Origin of the sequence: Pseudomonas mohnii, from assembly GCF_900105115.1 — a bacterium.
GTDB lineage: Bacteria > Pseudomonadota > Gammaproteobacteria > Pseudomonadales > Pseudomonadaceae > Aquipseudomonas > Aquipseudomonas mohnii.
Genome location: NZ_FNRV01000001.1, coordinates 4,707,004 through 4,723,558 on the forward strand (window position 1 = coordinate 4,707,004; position 16,555 = coordinate 4,723,558).

17 protein-coding genes are annotated in these 16,555 nt (G+C 59.7%); 13 read left to right on the plus strand and 4 right to left on the minus strand.

The features are described from left to right. Nucleotides 1-45: 45 nt before the first annotated feature. Nucleotides 46-402, minus strand: a complete 357-nt coding sequence (locus BLV61_RS21825) for a hypothetical protein (protein WP_090467409.1) — start codon at nt 400-402, stop codon at nt 46-48. A gap of 393 nt (nt 403-795) precedes the next feature. Between BLV61_RS21825 and prfB the strand changes: the two genes are divergently transcribed. The 7 genes from prfB to BLV61_RS21860 all read left to right on the plus strand — a co-directional run bounded on the left by prfB (nt 796) and on the right by BLV61_RS21860 (nt 7,741). Next, nucleotides 796-1,891, plus strand: a protein-coding gene (prfB, locus tag BLV61_RS21830) for a peptide chain release factor 2 (protein ID WP_103403637.1) whose coding sequence is annotated in 2 segments (ribosomal slippage) — nt 796-867 and nt 869-1,891 — 1,095 coding nt in all. Because the reading frame shifts where the segments join, the coding sequence is not laid out codon by codon here. A 112-nt stretch (nt 1,892-2,003) separates the two neighbouring features. Further along, nucleotides 2,004-3,506, plus strand: coding sequence for a lysine--tRNA ligase (gene lysS, locus BLV61_RS21835; protein WP_047526236.1), 1,503 nt, complete (start codon nt 2,004-2,006; stop codon nt 3,504-3,506). Between the two features lie 99 nt (nt 3,507-3,605). Further along, nucleotides 3,606-4,322 (plus strand): TetR/AcrR family transcriptional regulator, encoded by a 717-nt coding sequence (locus BLV61_RS21840; RefSeq protein WP_167361798.1) that lies wholly within the window; start codon nt 3,606-3,608, stop codon nt 4,320-4,322. Nucleotides 4,323-4,484: 162 nt separating this feature from the next. Further along, on the plus strand, nt 4,485-5,039 hold the full coding sequence (locus BLV61_RS21845) for a lipoprotein (protein WP_047526240.1): 555 nt from the start codon (nt 4,485-4,487) through the stop codon (nt 5,037-5,039). Between the two features lie 34 nt (nt 5,040-5,073). Continuing rightward, complete coding sequence (locus BLV61_RS21850; RefSeq protein WP_090467411.1) at nt 5,074-6,351, plus strand: flavohemoglobin expression-modulating QEGLA motif protein; 1,278 nt, start codon at nt 5,074-5,076, stop codon at nt 6,349-6,351. 149 nt (nt 6,352-6,500) lie between these two features. Next, entirely contained in the window at nt 6,501-7,415 is a 915-nt protein-coding gene (locus BLV61_RS21855; RefSeq protein WP_090467413.1) for an alpha/beta hydrolase, read from the plus strand. Beyond that, nucleotides 7,412-7,741, plus strand: a complete 330-nt coding sequence (locus BLV61_RS21860) for a PA3694 family proteiin (protein ID WP_047526246.1) — start codon at nt 7,412-7,414, stop codon at nt 7,739-7,741. The genes BLV61_RS21855 and BLV61_RS21860 overlap by 4 nt, the downstream gene beginning before the upstream one ends. A gap of 109 nt (nt 7,742-7,850) precedes the next feature. On the opposite strand, the gene lptF is transcribed toward BLV61_RS21860, so the two are convergent. The 3 genes from lptF to BLV61_RS21875 form a co-directional block, all read right to left on the minus strand. Further along, nucleotides 7,851-8,642 carry a lipotoxin F family OmpA-related lipoprotein LptF gene (gene lptF / locus BLV61_RS21865; RefSeq protein WP_090469948.1) on the minus strand — a complete coding sequence of 264 codons (792 nt, stop codon included), beginning with the start codon at nt 8,640-8,642 and terminating at the stop codon, nt 7,851-7,853. A 60-nt stretch (nt 8,643-8,702) separates the two neighbouring features. Continuing rightward, nucleotides 8,703-9,116, minus strand: coding sequence for a DUF4398 domain-containing protein (locus BLV61_RS21870; protein ID WP_090467415.1), 414 nt, complete (start codon nt 9,114-9,116; stop codon nt 8,703-8,705). A gap of 286 nt (nt 9,117-9,402) precedes the next feature. Beyond that, nucleotides 9,403-9,747: a hypothetical protein gene (locus tag BLV61_RS21875; protein ID WP_047526249.1), complete on the minus strand. Its 345-nt coding sequence runs from the start codon at nt 9,745-9,747 to the stop codon at nt 9,403-9,405. 202 nt (nt 9,748-9,949) lie between these two features. On the opposite strand from BLV61_RS21875, the gene ppc reads away from it, so the two are divergent. The 6 genes from ppc to BLV61_RS21905 all read left to right on the plus strand — a co-directional run bounded on the left by ppc (nt 9,950) and on the right by BLV61_RS21905 (nt 16,536). Next, on the plus strand, nt 9,950-12,580 hold the full coding sequence (gene ppc / locus BLV61_RS21880) for a phosphoenolpyruvate carboxylase (protein ID WP_090467417.1): 2,631 nt from the start codon (nt 9,950-9,952) through the stop codon (nt 12,578-12,580). Nucleotides 12,581-12,836: 256 nt separating this feature from the next. Then, on the plus strand, nt 12,837-13,487 hold the full coding sequence (gene adk / locus BLV61_RS21885; protein ID WP_047526252.1) for an adenylate kinase: 651 nt from the start codon (nt 12,837-12,839) through the stop codon (nt 13,485-13,487). A 94-nt stretch (nt 13,488-13,581) separates the two neighbouring features. Then, the gene (gene tsaB, locus BLV61_RS21890; protein ID WP_047526255.1) at nt 13,582-14,256 is read left to right on the plus strand and encodes a tRNA (adenosine(37)-N6)-threonylcarbamoyltransferase complex dimerization subunit type 1 TsaB; all 675 of its coding nucleotides are present in this window, start codon (nt 13,582-13,584) and stop codon (nt 14,254-14,256) included. A gap of 259 nt (nt 14,257-14,515) precedes the next feature. Beyond that, nucleotides 14,516-14,821 (plus strand): hypothetical protein, encoded by a 306-nt coding sequence (locus tag BLV61_RS21895; protein WP_090467419.1) that lies wholly within the window; start codon nt 14,516-14,518, stop codon nt 14,819-14,821. Then, a complete protein-coding gene (locus BLV61_RS21900; protein WP_090467421.1) occupies nt 14,821-15,681 on the plus strand; it encodes a DUF72 domain-containing protein in 861 nt (286 codons plus the stop codon). The genes BLV61_RS21895 and BLV61_RS21900 overlap by 1 nt, the downstream gene beginning before the upstream one ends. Before the next feature lie 33 nt (nt 15,682-15,714). Continuing rightward, a complete protein-coding gene (locus BLV61_RS21905) occupies nt 15,715-16,536 on the plus strand; it encodes an isocitrate lyase/PEP mutase family protein (RefSeq protein WP_090467423.1) in 822 nt (273 codons plus the stop codon). The last annotated feature ends 19 nt before the right edge of the window (nt 16,537-16,555 follow it).

Here is a 16,555-nt window from a genome sequence, read left to right on the forward strand (position 1 = left end):
TTTTATGGAAAAAGATAAACCTATCAGTTTTTCAACAAAAATTAATCATAGCGCTACCGTCGAAATTAATCCGGCTGCTCCAAGTAAAAAACCTATGGTCGCACCACGGCCAGGCAGTTCCTTTAACATCACATAAATGACGATGGGTTCTAATATAAGGAGTAGCGTCAGGGATACGACTGTCACCACCCATATATTTCCGGTGCCTTGATATCCAAGCCAATAGGCAAAAATTAGGCTTACACCTGCAATGCTGATGAGCACAATAGGTTTGAGAAACATCATCGGCGTATCGATTGGGTGCCCAGGCAGCTTTGAAGCATGGACTTCACTGTAGATCGTCAAGATCTCTCCGAAGATCATAAGTGCTAAAGACGATATCAGGTAGTAGTGGGTTTTCATGATTAATTTATGTTGTTGATGGAGTAAGCATTTCGTGAAAGAACTGCCTTCGCGGATTGGGCTATTTTTCCTACTGTATTTATAGGTGTCGGGAAGGTGGCAGGCAATTGATTACTTGGTAGGAAAGTTCCGGTTTTTTTTGCAGATACTTCCTACGGTATTTGTCGAGGTGATGTCGCTTGGGGAAAAATGTCGCGGTGGGAGCGGACGTTACCCCAATAGGTTTTTGTCCGGCCCCGTGTTCAGAGGTTCAAGCCAGGCTATGCGCGCTGGGCCAGGCGTGTTCTGAATTCATCTGATTTTGCTACTCGGCCGCCAAGCGGACTGCCGTTTCCAGCCGTTTGCCGTTATACTCGCCGGCTTTCAAAAGTTCGCCAACGAGTGCTGCCCGCCATGGAAATCAACCCGATCCTGAACACCATCAAGGACCTGTCCGAGCGCTCCGAAACCATTCGGGGGTATCTTTGACTACGATCAAAAGCATGAGCGTCTGACCGAGGTCAATCGCGAGCTTGAAGATCCGAATGTCTGGAACAAACCTGAATACGCCCAGGAGCTGGGCCGCGAGCGCTCTGCGCTGGCTCAGATCGTCGAAACCCTGGACGAACTGAACGCCGGTCTGGCCGATTGCCGCGACCTGCTGGACATGGCCGTCGAAGAAAACGACGAAGGCGCGGTCGGCGATGTTGTCGCCGAACTGGCCCGTCTCGAGGAAAACCTCGCCAAGCTTGAATTCCGCCGCATGTTCAGCCACGAAATGGACCCGAACAACGCCTACCTGGACATCCAGGCCGGCTCCGGCGGAACCGAAGCCCAGGACTGGGCCAACATCCTGTTGCGCATGTACCTGCGCTGGGCCGACAAACGCGGTTTCGACGCGACCATCATGGAGTTGTCCGCCGGTGAAGTCGCCGGGATCAAGGGCGCTACCGTGCACATCAAGGGCGAATACGCCTTTGGCTGGCTGCGTACCGAGATCGGCGTACACCGCCTGGTGCGCAAGAGCCCGTTCGACTCCGGCAACCGTCGTCACACATCGTTCTCTGCGGTGTTCGTTTCCCCCGAGATCGATGACAAGGTGGAAATCGAGATCAACCCGGCGGACCTGCGGATCGATACCTATCGTTCCTCCGGTGCCGGTGGTCAGCACGTAAACACCACCGACTCGGCCGTACGTATCACCCACGTACCGACCAACACCGTGGTCAGCTGCCAGAACGAACGTTCCCAGCACGCCAACAAGGACACCGCCATGAAAATGCTGCGGGCCAAGTTGTACGAGCAGGAAATGCAGAAACGCAACGCGGCCTCCCAGGCCCTGGAAGACACCAAGTCCGATATCGGCTGGGGTCACCAGATTCGTTCGTATGTGCTGGATGCCTCGCGGATCAAGGATCTGCGCACCAACATCGAACGCAGCGACTGCGACAAGGTGCTCGATGGCGACATCGACGAATACCTGGAAGCCAGCCTGAAATCCGGGCTGTAAAAGACGTAACACAGGATCGGTTGACTCAACGCGATCCCTGTAGGAGCCAGCCTGCTGGCGATCCCCGGCCGCAGGCCGGGGGCAACGAACCCGTGATGGAATATCTAAAGACATGAGCGACCTAGAACTCGACCCGCAAGCCCTGCAACAGGAAGAAAACTCCCTGATCGCCCTGCGCAAGGAAAAGCTGGCTGCCGAGCGCGCCAAGGGCAATGCCTTCCCGAACGACTTCCGCCGCGAAAACTACTGCAATGACTTGCAGAAACAGTACGCGGACAAGACCAAGGAAGAGCTGGCAGAGGCTGCGATCCCGGTCAAGGTTGCCGGTCGCATCATGCTCAACCGTGGCTCGTTCATGGTGATCCAGGACATGACCGGTCGCATCCAGGTCTACGTCAACCGCAAGACCCTGTCCGAAGAAACCCTGGCCGCGGTGAAAACCTGGGACATGGGCGACATCATTGCCGCCGAAGGCACCCTGGCTCGTTCCGGCAAGGGCGACCTGTACGTCGAAATGACCAGCGTGCGCCTGCTGACCAAATCCCTGCGCCCGCTGCCGGACAAGCACCACGGCCTGACCGACACCGAGCAACGCTACCGTCAGCGTTACGTTGACCTGATCGTCAACGAAGACGTGCGCCAGACCTTCCGCGTGCGTTCGCAAGTCATCGCCCACATCCGCAGCTTCCTGATGAAGCGTGACTTCCTGGAAGTGGAAACGCCGATGCTGCAAACCATTCCGGGCGGCGCGGCAGCCAAGCCGTTCGAAACCCACCACAACGCGCTGGACATGGAAATGTTCCTGCGTATCGCGCCTGAGCTGTACCTCAAGCGTCTGGTGGTCGGTGGTTTTGAAAAAGTGTTCGAGATCAACCGCAACTTCCGCAACGAAGGCGTTTCGACTCGTCACAACCCTGAATTCACCATGTTGGAGTTCTACCAGGCCTACGCCGACTACGAAGACAACATGGACCTGACCGAAGAACTGTTCCGTGAACTGGCGCAGCTGGTCCTGGGCAGCACCGACGTGCCGTACGGCGACAAGGTGTTCCACTTCGGCGAGCCGTTCGTGCGTCTGTCGGTGTTCGACTCGATCCTCAAGTACAACCCTGAGCTGACCGCTGACGACCTGAACGACATCGACAAGGCCCGCGACATCGCCAAGAAGGCTGGCGCCAAGGTGCTGGGCTTCGAAGGTCTGGGCAAGCTGCAGGTGATGATTTTCGAAGAGCTGGTCGAGCACAAGCTGGAACAGCCGCACTTCATCACCCAGTACCCGTTCGAAGTGTCGCCGCTGGCGCGTCGTAACGACGAGAACCCGAACGTCACCGACCGTTTCGAGCTGTTCATTGGCGGCCGTGAAATCGCCAACGCCTACTCCGAGTTGAACGACGCGGAAGACCAGGCCGAACGCTTCATGGCCCAGGTGGCCGACAAGGACGCCGGCGACGATGAAGCCATGCATTTCGACGCTGACTTCGTTCGCGCGCTGGAATATGGCATGCCGCCGACGGCGGGTGAAGGTATCGGCATCGACCGTCTGGTGATGCTGCTGACCAACTCCCCGTCGATCCGCGACGTGATCCTGTTCCCGCACATGCGGCCGCAAGCGTAAGTGTTTTAACTAAAAAACCGCCTCTTCAGGCGGTTTTTTATTGCCTGTCTGGTACAAACGTATCAGTTTGTTGCTTTCATCTGAGAGGAAAGACCTGTCGTGAATCGTGCAATGGCTCAAGAAGGTGCAGCGGGTATCGCCACTGCGGTCGCTGAAAGTGTTCAGTACCAGGGCCGCAAGGCCAGCCGGCAGGGCAGCGAGCAGCGTCGACAGGACATTCTCGATGCGGCGATGCGCATTGTCGTGCGCGATGGCGTGCGGGCCGTGCGCCACCGCGCTGTGGCCGCCGAGGCCAATGTGCCGTTGTCGGCGACCACTTACTACTTCAAGGATATCGATGACCTGCTCACCGATACCTTCGCCCAATACGTGGAGCGCAGCGCGGCCTACATGGCCAAGTTGTGGGTAAATAACGAAGGCCTGCTGCGCGAAATGGTCGACAGCGGCGATGGCAGCCCGCAGGCCCGTTCCAGGCTGGCGGACGATATCGCACGGCTGATGGCGGATTATGTGCACCGGCAACTGGTCACCCGTCGCGAACATCTGATGGCCGAGCAGGCGTTCCGCCAGGAGGCGCTGCTGAACCCGCGCCTGGCCGAGTTGGTGCGCTCGCACCAACAGATTCTCCTGCAGGGCTCCTGCCAGCTGTTTCAGGTATTGGGTTCCCGTGAGCCGCAACAGGATGCCAAAGTGTTGACGGCTATAATCGGACGGATGGAATATCAGGGCCTGCTCAACGACGCCGAGCCGGTGGCCGAAGAGGAAATGCTCGGCATCCTGACGCGTTATATGCATCTGGTGTTGGCGTCGGCGTAGATCCTGTTGATGCTTTTTGACCCTGTGGGAGCGAGCTTGCTCGTGATGTCGGCTTAACATTCAGCACCTGTGTTGCCTGACACGCCTTCATCGCGAGCAAGCTCGCTGCCATAAGGTCCGGTGTCCACTTGAGGCCGGCGGTGTGTTCATAGGGAGTGTCGAATGAAAGACTGGCGTGTCGTCGTGATCGCCTTGTCGTTCCTGCTGCTCAGTGGCTGCCTGGTGACCTTCAAGGAGCCGCTGCCCACGAACGAGCCCGCGCCCAAAGGATTGCTCGGCAAATGGACCAGCACCAACGCCTGGGGTGAGCCGCTGAATCTGGAGTTGACGCGCGTCGGTGAAAATCAGTATCAGGCGGTCAGCTACTTTCGCGCCAAGCCCAAGGAGCGCGAAGCCTATCCTTTCACGGTGTCGCGACATGGCAATCGCTGGTATCTGTCGGCGAAAGTGCCCGCGCAGTTCGGCGGGCATTTCACGATTGCCGGCTTCGAACTGACCGACAAACATGAACTGGTGGTCTACAACCTCGACCTCGAGCAGATCAACCAGGCATTGCAGCAAAAGGCCCTGAGCGGCGATGGCTTTCAAACGATCGAAGGCGATGGCGTGTTGATCAACAGCAACATGGGCCAGGTGTCCGCTTACCTCGACGACCCGGCCAACTCCGATGTGTTCGTCGAAGTGGTGCGTTATCAGCGTCAGGCCAAGGCCAAATAAACCCAGCACACAACGCATTCAACAGGAGTTTCGGGTGGACGATTACCAGCAGTCGATACGCATTTTGTCCGATCGCATTGTGCTGGCGCAGACGCCGATCCGCGTCCTCGATGCGGTCAAGTGGGACGACAACATCCGCCAGCGTTTCCTCAAGGCCAAGGGCAAGGAATTGCCAGAGGTGGACCGCGACTATTACCTGAATCGGCCGCTGTCCTTCGACTCCAGCAAAGTGAAGCTGGAGTTCCAGAACATCGAGCGCGACATCACCCGCCAGCTCGGCCAGTTCAACCCGGTCGGCCAGATCATGCGGCGCATGTGCAAGGAGTACCGGATGGTGGTGCGCATGCTCGAAGCGCGCGGCACCGAGGATTTCGGCCTGATTTCCCAGGAGTTGTACGGTGCCGCGTCCGACGCGTTCCACGCCGGCGACCCGACGCTGGCCGATCTGGGGCTGATGCTCTCCGATTACCTGAACAACATCGACGGCCGTGGCGACCTCAAGGATGAACCGAAGACGCTGACGGCCAAGGATGCGGTGGAAATGCTGCAGCATCGCTTGAACAAGGTGTTCGGTGAGGCCGAGGAGACCATTCGGGTGTTCGAGTCCGACGGGATCGTCGCCGATGCGGCGGCCGGCGCCGACTACATCAAGATCCGCACCGACGCGATGTTCAACCAGCGTGATGTGCGGGCCCTGGAAGTCCATGAAGGGCTGGTGCACGTCGGCACCACGCTCAATGGCCTGAACCAGCCGATCTGCACTTTCCTGGCCAAGGGCCCGCCCTCGTCGACGGTGACCCAGGAAGGCCTGGCGATCCTGATGGAAATCATCACCTTCGCGTCCTATCCGAGTCGCCTGCGAAAACTGACCAACCGTACCCGCGCCATTCATATGGTGGAGGAGGGTGCCGACTTCCTGCAGGTGTTCGAGTTCTTCCGCGAGCAGGGTTTCGAAATGGCGGAAAGCTACAGCAACACCAGTCGCGTTTTCCGAGGCTCGGTGCCGACAGGTCTGCCATTTACCAAAGACTTGTCCTACCTCAAGGGCTTCATCATGATTTACAACTACATTCAGTTGGCCGTGCGCAAAGGCAAACTGGAGCAGATCCCGTTGCTGTTTTGCGGCAAGACCACGCTGGAAGACATGCGCACCCTGCGGCAGTTGGTGGATGAAGGGCTGGTGGTACCGCCCAAGTACTTGCCAGAGCAGTTCCGTGACATGAATGCGTTGTCGGCGTGGATGTGCTTCTCCAACTTCCTCAATCACCTGAGCCTGGACCGGATCGAGGCGGATTACTCCAACATCCTGTAGCGGTAAGCCATGGACCATTGTGGGAGCGAGCTGCTCGCGATAGCGGTTTTACATTCAACATTAATGTTGCCTGATGCACCGCCATCGCGAGCAATCTCGCTCCCACAGGGTTAAGCGCATCAACAGCATTTTTTGCGAGGTTTCAACGGATGAGAATCCTCGGCGTCATCTGCCTTCTCCTGGCCTTGAGCGGTTGCAGTTCGCTGCTGTTCTACCCTGAACCCGGCCAGATGTTCACCCCGGAAAAAGCCGGGCTCGAATACCGTGACGTCACCCTGACCACTGCCGACGGCCTGCGCCTGCATGCCTGGTGGTTGCCGGCCAAGCAGGGCGTCGAGGTCAAGGGTACGGTGCTGCACCTGCACGGCAATGGTGGAAACCTGCCCATGCATCTGGGCGGCAGCTATTGGTTGCCGGAGCATGGTTACCAAGTGTTGCTGGTGGACTATCGCGGTTATGGCCTGTCCGAAGGCGAGCCGAGCCTGCCGGCGATCTACCAGGACATCGACGCCGCATTCAAATGGCTTGACCAGGCCCCGGAGGTCAAGGGCAAGCCATTGATCCTCCTCGGTCAGAGCCTCGGCGGTTCGATGGCGGTCCATTACCTCGTGCAACACCCCGAGCGGCAGAAACAACTCAAGGCGTTTGTGCTCGATGGTGTGCCCGCCAGTTATCGCAGTGTCGGTCAGTTTGCCCTGAGCCACTCATGGCTGACCTGGGCCTTTCAGGTGCCGCTGTCCTGGCTTGTACCGGACGGTGACAGCGCGATCAGCTCCATGGCGCAGCTCAATGGCGTGCCGAAATTGATCTACCACAGCATCGACGATCCGATCGTGCCTCTTTCCAACGGCATCCGTCTGTATCAAGCTGCGCCGCCGCCGCGGGTGCTGCAACTGACCCGTGGCGGTCATGTGCAGACGTTCGCCGACCCGGTCTGGCGCAAAGTCATGCTGCGTTATCTTGACGATCCACAGCATTTCAACGGTTTGCGCCGCCTGGGTGAAATCCCCAATTACCCGGCGCCCGAACATTCTGAAGATGAACCACCAGAGAGTCCGCAATGAGTGAAGAACGTAACGCCATCCCGCTGATCATCACCGGTATTTGCAGCATCCTCGGCACTGTCGGTGCCCTGTGGTGGTACGGCTACCTGCACTTCGCCAAGCCTGAGGATGCGTTGCTGCTCAACGAATTCACCATGCTCAAGACCGTGCCGGGTGAGGACTACAAAGTCTCTCTGGAACCGGCCGCCCAGGTGGCGCAGTGCATCGATGGCGTGCTGGTGCTGTTCGACACCGAGCAGAAAGGCCTGACCGGGGTGCTGATCGACAGCAAGAAAAAAGCCGTGCGTTGCATGGGCCAGGAAACGCCGCAGAAGCTGCAACCCTGAATGGAAATCAAATGTGGGAGTCAGTCTGCTGGCGATCGCGATGGAACATTCAACACTCCGGTTGACTGATACACCGCTATCGCCAGCAGGCTGGCTCCCACAGGGGGTGTTACTTGGCACTCACCGCCGAGCGCGGAATCACCGGTTGGTTATCGTTGGAAATCGTCACTTCCACCCGACGATTCTGTGCCCGTCCCGACACGCTGGTGTTATCCGCGACCGGGTATTCCTTGCCATAACCCTGGGCGACGACGCGGGTCGGGTCGACGCCCATTTTCACCAGCGCCATGCGCACGGAGTTCGCGCGTCGTTCCGACAGTGACTGGTTGTGCGTTGCCGTACCGGTGCTGTCGGTGTAGCCCTCGACGATCACTTTGCGGTCGGGGTTTTCCTGGAGGTATTGCGCCAGTTTGTTGATGTTCATCAGGCCATTGGATTTCAGCTCGGCCTTGTCGGTGGCAAACAGCACGTCACCGAAGGTCACCAGTGTGCCGCGATCGGTTTGCCGGGCGTTGAGGCTGTCCTGCAATTGCTTGATCTGCTGGTCACGCGCATCCAGGCGGGCCTGGGCACGTTGCGCAGAAGCGTTTTTAAGGTTGGCTTCCGCAGTACGCAGGGCGATGGTCTGTTTTGCCACTTCCACACGCTGGTTGGTCAGATAGGCCAGTTGATCGACTTTGGCCGGGTCTTCCTTGTCCAGATAGGCCTTGTCGGCCTTGTCCAGATAATCACTGGCATCCTTGGTTTCCAGCGCCGCGACTTTGCTCGCCTGCGGGTTGGCTTGCAGGCCGGAATAGTTGGTGCGGGCCTGTTCAAGGTTGGCGTTGGGCGGTGTGGAGCACGCCGCCAGGGCAACACTGGCGGCCAGCAGGGCAGGGATCATCAATTGTTTGGCATTCATGCACTTGGAAATCATGGTTTCGTCCTTTTAGTCGAGTAAGAAATACGTCATGCCGCGCCGTTACTGAACGGTGCGCTGGCTTTCCTGACGCAGTTCCTGAACCCCTTGGCGCGAGTCCTTCACCGCTTGTTCGGCTTTCATCGCCTGCGCCTTGCGTTCCGCCACGCGAGCGTCCCATTCGGCTTGCTCGGCCAGGGTTTTCGCCTGCTCGTATTGCTTGTCGTGCATGGCGATTTCGGCTTGTTTGAGCTTGTCTTGCGCAGACTTCATTTCCACTGCGGCGAATTCAGTGCCGCCCGCGCTGACAGCGTTATTGACCGCTGACTCGGTGACGGCGAATTGCTCGGTGGGAGGGTTACCGGCGCAACCGGTCAGTACGAGACTGCCGCCGAGGGCGAGGGCTGCCATTTTCAGGCCATGCAGAGGGGTGGATGATGATTTGCCACTAGCGGTTTTCATGATCTTCAACTCCATTGGGCTAACTCCTGAACAACTAAAAAATCCATCCTGGGCAAAGGAGCCGCGAGCTTCGGTTTCGAGGGGATTTGATACGGCCGTCCCAGGCGTGGTTACAGGGTTGACCCGAGGCGCTTTTCAAAAGTTCAGAGAAATTAATCAGGGGCGGGGGGCTCGCGTTTGCAGGAGCGAGCCTGCTCCGGGCGGCGTTCCGACGATGGACTTCGACGTCAGGTATCACGCGTTTCGTTGACGACCATCGCGAGCAGGCTCGCTCCTACAGGGGGATCATTCGTAGGCAGAATCAGTGTTTTTGCTTGTCGTTGCCTGCTGACAAGTCATGCAAATGACGACGGGACAAGGCGAGAAAACGAGGGGTCGGGCCGACGTCCTCGTACAGTGGATCACCTTCTTCATCAGTGGCCACCACGGTCGAGCCCTTCACATAGGGAAAGCTCTTTTCCAGTTCTTCCAAAGCGGCGCCGATCAGTTCACCGAGCAGCTCCTCGGGCTGCCGTTTGGGGTACATCTCGGTAATTGCCGCCAGGCGTGCGGCGGCTTCCACGTCCAGATGAATCGTGTAGCCCGTCTGGGTCAGGCGACCCTTGGCATTTTCTTCCCAATGCTGGGCCAGTTCGCGGATTTTCATAATGACCTCATTGCGCTCCTGCTCGTGGCAGGCCGGGTGAGTGTCCGGCTTTGGCCGGTGACAGCCGCAGTACGGCTCATCATTCAGACTAGCTTTAACGCTCAAGGTTTAAAGTCCCTTCGTCGTCTTGCTTGTAAGAAGCGCTCTGGAGCGGCACTCTTTAAGCTCATGGCCGCCCGGATTGTTCGCTGGAGAACTGCTGATGACCGATATTGATGCACGCTTGCGCGAGGATGTTCACCTGTTGGGTGAGCTGTTGGGCAACACCATTCGTGACCAATACGGGGACGGCTTCCTCGACAAGATCGAGCAGATCCGCAAGGGGGCCAAGGCCGATCGCCGCGGTTCCATGGACGCCGAGCTGAGCGCCAGCCTCAACCAACTGACCGAGGACGAGTTGCTGCCGGTGGCGCGGGCGTTCAATCAGTTCCTCAACCTGGCCAACATCGCCGAGCAATATCAGCTGATTCACCGTCGCGAAGAATCCAGGCCGGCACCGTTCGAAGCGCGTGTGCTGCCGGAACTGCTTGCCCGCCTGCGTGCCGAAGGTCATGGCGCCGAGTCCCTGGCCCGGCAATTGGGCCGGCTGGAAATCGAGCTTGTCCTCACGGCACACCCGACCGAGGTCGCGCGTCGCACACTGATCCAGAAGTATGATGCCATCGCCGCGCAACTGGCGGCCCTGGACCATCGCGACCTGACCGGCGCCGAGCGCGAGCAGATCAAGTCGACATTGCAACGCCTGATCGCCGAGGCGTGGCACACCGAAGAGATCCGCCGTACACGCCCGACACCGGTCGATGAAGCCAAGTGGGGCTTCGCGGTGATCGAGCATTCGCTGTGGCAAGCCATCCCCAATTACTTGCGCAAGGCCGATCAGGCCCTGCATGCCGCCACGGGCCTGCGTTTGCCTCTGGAAGCCGCGCCGATTCGCTTTGCCTCGTGGATGGGCGGCGACCGCGACGGCAATCCGAACGTGACGGCCACCGTCACTCGCGAAGTGTTGCTGTTGGCGCGCTGGATGGCAGCGGATTTGTACCTGCGCGACGTTGATCAGCTCGCCGCCGAGCTTTCGATGCAGCAGGCCAGTGATGAGTTGAAAGCCAAGGCCGGCGACAGTGCGGAACCCTATCGCGCGGTACTCAAGCAATTGCGCGATCGCCTGCGTGCGACGCGTAACTGGGCTCACACCGCGTTGACGACCCCTGTGCCCGCACCGGCCGACGTTCTGCAGAACAATCGGGAACTGCTCGATCCGCTGGAGCTGTGCTACCACTCGCTGCATCAATGCGGCATGGGTGTGATCGCCGACGGTCCGTTGCTCGATTGCTTGCGCCGGGCGGTCACCTTCGGCCTGTTCCTGGTGCGTCTCGATGTGCGCCAGGACTCGTCGCGCCACAGTGCCGCCATGACCGAAATCACCGATTACCTGGGCCTGGGGCGCTACGAAGACTGGAGCGAAGAAGAACGCATTGCCTTCCTGATGCGTGAACTGAACAACCGTCGGCCCTTGCTGCCGCCTCACTACAAACCGTCCGCCGACACCGCCGAAGTGCTGGCGACCTGTCGCGAAATCGCCGCGGCGCCAGGGGCATCCCTCGGCTCGTACGTGATCTCCATGGCCGGTGCCGCATCCGATGTGCTCGCCGTGCAACTGCTGCTCAAAGAGTCTGGCGTATTGAGGCCGATGCGCGTGGTGCCGTTGTTCGAAACCCTCGCTGACCTGGACAACGCCGGGCCGGTGATCGAGAAACTTCTGCTGCTGCCGGGCTATCGCTCGCGCCTGCAAGGGCCGCAGGAAGTGATGATCGGCTATTCCGACTCAGCCAAGGACGCTGGCACCACGGCGGCGGCATGGGCGCAATATCGGGCGCAGGAGCGGTTGGTGGATATCTGCCGCGAGCAGCAAGTGGAGTTGCTCTTGTTCCACGGTCGCGGCGGCACCGTGGGCCGTGGTGGCGGCCCGGCGCACGCGGCCATTCTGTCGCAGCCACCGGGTTCGGTCGCGGGGCGTTTCCGCACCACCGAGCAGGGGGAAATGATTCGATTCAAATTCGGCCTGCCGGACATCGCCGAACAAAACCTCAATCTGTACCTGGCGGCGGTGCTCGAGGCGACCTTGTTGCCGCCACCGCCACCGACGCCCGAGTGGCGGCATTTAATGGACGAATTGGCGGCGGACGGTGTCAGCGCTTATCGCGCCGTGGTGCGGGAAAACCCGCAGTTTGTCGAGTATTTCCGCCAGTCCACTCCGGAACAGGAGCTCGGACGCTTGCCGTTGGGCAGCCGTCCAGCCAAGCGTCGGGCCGGCGGTATCGAGAGCCTGCGGGCGATCCCGTGGATCTTCGGCTGGACCCAGACGCGCCTGATGCTGCCGGCCTGGCTGGGTTGGGAAGCGGCATTGAGCAAGGCACTGGAGCGCGGTGAAGGTGAACTGCTGGGGCAAATGCGCGAGCAGTGGCCGTTCTTCCGTACGCGCATCGATATGCTGGAAATGGTCCTGGCCAAGGCCGACGCAGACATCGCCCGGTCCTACGATGAGCGTCTGGTGGAGCCTCAATTGCTGCCATTGGGTGCGCACTTGCGCGACCTATTGTCGCAGGCATGCGCGATCGTCCTGGGGCTGACGGGACAGTCGCAGCTACTGGCACATAGCCCTGACACCCTTGAATTCATCCGTTTGCGCAATACCTACCTTGACCCGCTTCATCTATTGCAGGCGGAGTTGTTGGCACGCTCGCGACAACAGGATGTGGCGCAGGGCAGCCCGGTAGAACAGGCATTGCTGGTGTCCGTGGCAGGGATTGCCGCCGGTTTGCGTAATACAGGCTAAGATTTTTTGCCGTGGAGTCGGGCAGGCGCGAAAGTGCGGCCAGGCGACAGTTAATGATGGGGTTGCGACTAGGGGAACCGCGCCAAAAGGTCGCAGGAGACAGCGGTTTCTCCGACTTTTGGCGGCTTGTGTGGGCGCAGCCTGCTGTGTATCTTGAGCAGCCTTTGACCGTTTGGGCGGTCACGACCCTGTTTTTGAGATTGGCCCCATGAGGCGAATCTGACGTTATCCATATAAAAAATTGAGGAGCACATCGATGCGCGTCATTCTGCTGGGAGCTCCCGGGGCCGGTAAAGGTACTCAGGCTAAGTTCATCACCGAGAAATTCGGTATTCCGCAAATCTCCACCGGCGACATGCTGCGCGCCGCGGTCAAGGCCGGCACCGAGCTGGGCATCAAAGCCAAGAGCATCATGGATGCTGGCGGCCTGGTGTCCGATGACCTGATCATCGCACTGGTCAAGGACCGCATTGCCCAGTCCGACTGCGTCAACGGTTTCCTGTTCGACGGTTTCCCGCGCACCATTCCCCAGGCTGAAGCTCTGGTGGAAGCCGGCGTGGAGCTGGATCACGTGGTTGAAATCGCTGTCGACGACGAAGAGATCGTTCAGCGTATTGCCGGTCGTCGTGTGCACGAGGCCAGCGGCCGTGTGTACCACACCGTCTACAACCCGCCGAAAGTCGCCGACAAGGACGACGTCACCGGTGAGCCACTGGTGCAGCGCAAGGACGACACCGAAGAAACCGTGCGTCATCGCCTGTCGGTCTATCACTCGCAGACCAAGCCACTGGTGGACTTCTACCAGCAGCTGTCCGCCAAAACCAATGGCAAGCCGAAGTACAGCCACATCGCTGGCGTTGGCTCGGTAGAAGCGATCACCGGCAAGGTGCTTGAAGCGCTGAGCTGAAAAGTCTGATCGGCTTCATCTTCTACGGCCCGCTTGCGGGCCGTAGTTGTTTATACTGACGCACTTTTTTCTGACCTCTCTTACGGATACATCGATGAGCACCTTGCTGGCCCTGGACACCGCGACTGAAGCTTGCTCCGTTGCCTTGCTGCACGACGGCAAAGTCACGAGTCATTACGAGGTGATCCCGCGCCTGCATGCGCAGAAGCTGTTGCCCATGATCCAGCAGTTGCTGGCCGATGCCGGGACCACGCTGCAAGCGGTCGACGCCATCGCTTTCGGTCGCGGACCGGGCGCATTCACCGGCGTGCGTATTGCCATCGGTGTGGTGCAGGGCCTGGCGTTCGCGCTGGATCGCCCGGTGTTGCCAGTGTCGAACCTGGCCGTACTGGCCCAGCGTGCGTATCGCGAACAGGGCGTCAGCCAGGTCGCGGCGGCCATCGATGCGCGGATGGATGAGGTGTATTGGGGCTGCTACCGCGAAACGGCGGGGGAGATGCGACTGGTCGGGGCTGAGGCGGTATTGGCCCCGGAAGCGGCAGCGTTGCCGGCTGACGCCAGTGGCGAATGGTTCGGCGCGGGCACCGGTTGGGGCTATGCCGAGCGCATCGGCGTCCACCTGAGCGGTCAGGACGCCGGCATGCTGCCCCACGCCGAAGACTTGCTGACGCTGGCGCGGTTTGCCTGGGCGCGTGGCGAGGCAATAGTGGCCGATGAGGCGCAGCCGGTTTATCTGCGCGACAAGGTGGCGACGCCCAAGGCGCGGTAACTGGCTGGATCGAGGTGGTCCCATCGCGAGCAGGCTCGCTCCCACAGGAGTCAGTCTCGCTCATACACTTTGTGAGCAACATCAATCCTTGTAGGAGCGAGCCTGCTCGCGATGGCGATTTCAGGAACACAGCCAATCGTCAGTTTCTAACCCCCGCTTTTAAACCTTTTGCTCTTTATGTGTTCTAGTTATCACTCGGCGGTTTGCGAAGTGGGCGATGCGCCACTAAACTGCCATCACTGATACCGAGCATACAATTATGCGTATAGACGGCCTTTCTTCTCAGTCCTACCCCATCAAGCGCAAGCCTCGCAAAGGCCCTGTGGTGGAAGACGAGTCCGTCGATATCGACGGCGAGCTGGAGTTTCCGTCCGAAGAGCAGATGGCCGCCCGATCCGCCAAAGCCTCGGCGCAAAAATTGAGCAATCTCCCCGCCCGTCAGCAGGACATGATTTACCACCGTGCCATGAGCAAAAGTGTGGCGATGGCCCTGGCCAGCTACCTGAGCACCGCCGGTTTCGTCGATTGGGATGGCGAAGTACTGGGTCTCGACCTGTACATCTGATGGTGCTGCCTTACTACTTGGGTTGCCCGTCCTGGAGTGAAAACGCCTGGCGCGAGTATTTGTACCCGCCAGACGCCAAACCCGCCGAATTTCTGAGTCTTTATTCCCAAGTGTTCAACGCCGTGGAAGGCAACACGACCTTCTACGCAAGCCCGGCTGTCACCACCGTACAGCGCTGGGCCGAAACCCTGCCCGAACACTTTCGTTTCACCGCCAAGTTCCCCGGTGACATCAGTCACGGCGGTGACCTGCGTGAGCAACTGACCGCCGCCGAAACCTTCACGCAATTGCTCAGCCCGCTCGGCGCCCGAGTGTCGCCACTGTGGTTGCAGCTATCGAAAAGCTTTACGCCACAACGCTTGCCCGAGTTGGCCGGATTTATCGATGCCCTTGAGCGGCCGTTGGCGGTGGAAGTGCGGCATGACGAATTCTTCGCCAAGGGGGATAGCGAACGTGAGCTCAATCGCCTGTTGCTGGATCGCGGCGTCGAGCGCATTTGTCTCGATCCGCGCGCGCTGTTCAGCTGCACCTCGACCGACCCTTCGGTGCTCCACGCCCAATCGAAGAAGCCGCGGGTTCCACCGCGTCCGGCGGCATTCACGCAATGTCCTCAGGTGCGTTTCATCGGCCATCCACAGCTGGAAGCCAACGATCCGTTTCTGCTGCCCTGGGTGGAGAAAATCGCCCTGTGGATCGAAGAGGGGCGCACGCCTTACATCTTCCTGCACACCGCCGACAACGTGCTGGCGGCGAAACTGGCGCAGCGCTTCCACGCCAGATTGATGCTGCGTCTGCCTGGCTTGCCGCCGCTGCCTGAGCTATACAGAGAGCCCGCCGCCGAGCAACTAGGCTTGCTCTGAAGCGGATTCGTTCGCCTTTTCAGGAGCCTGCCAATGGACGCGCAAACCCTTCGAGCCCAAGCCTTCAAAGCCCTGCACGAGCGCAAAGGCGCCTTTGTGATTCCCAATCCGTGGGACGCCGGTTCGGCGAAAATGCTCGCCAGCCTGGGTTTCGAGGCGTTGGCGACCACCAGCGCCGGTTATGCCTTTTCCAGGGCGCGTCCCGATGGCGGGCTGACCCTCGACGAAACCCTGTTGAACGTTCAGGCGATTGTCGCGGCCAGCGATTTGCCGGTGGCGGTCGATCTGGAAAACGGCTTTGCCGACAGCCCGGCCGAATGCGCGAAGAGCATTGTGCGGGCGGCGCAAGTGGGGGCGGTCGGTGGTTCGATTGAAGACGCCACCGGGCGTGAAGAAGGCCCGATCTACTGCTTCGAACATGCCGTGGCGCGCATCGAAGCGGCCGTCGCCGCCGCACGCGGTTTGCCTTATCCGTTCACGCTGACCGCGCGGGCCGAGAACTTTCTGCACGGCAATCCGGATCTGGCCGATACCATTCGCCGCTTGCAGGCGTTTGCCGAGGCCGGTGCCGACGTGCTCTATGCGCCGGGCCTGCGCAGCGCTGAAGACGTATTGGCGGTGGTCCGCGCCGTGGCGCCGAAACCGGTCAACGTGTTGATGTCCGGTGGCCTGAAGCTAACGGTCGAGCAGTTGAGTGAGATGGGCGTCAAACGCATCAGCGTCGGTTCGGCGCTGGCATTGGCAGCCTATGGCGAGTTCTTCCGCGCCGCCCAGGAGATCCGCGATGCAGGCACGTTCAGCTTCACATCGCGCTCCATGCCATTCCAGCAGGCCAATTCATTGTTCAAGGACTGAGCCGCGCAGTGAGCTGAGG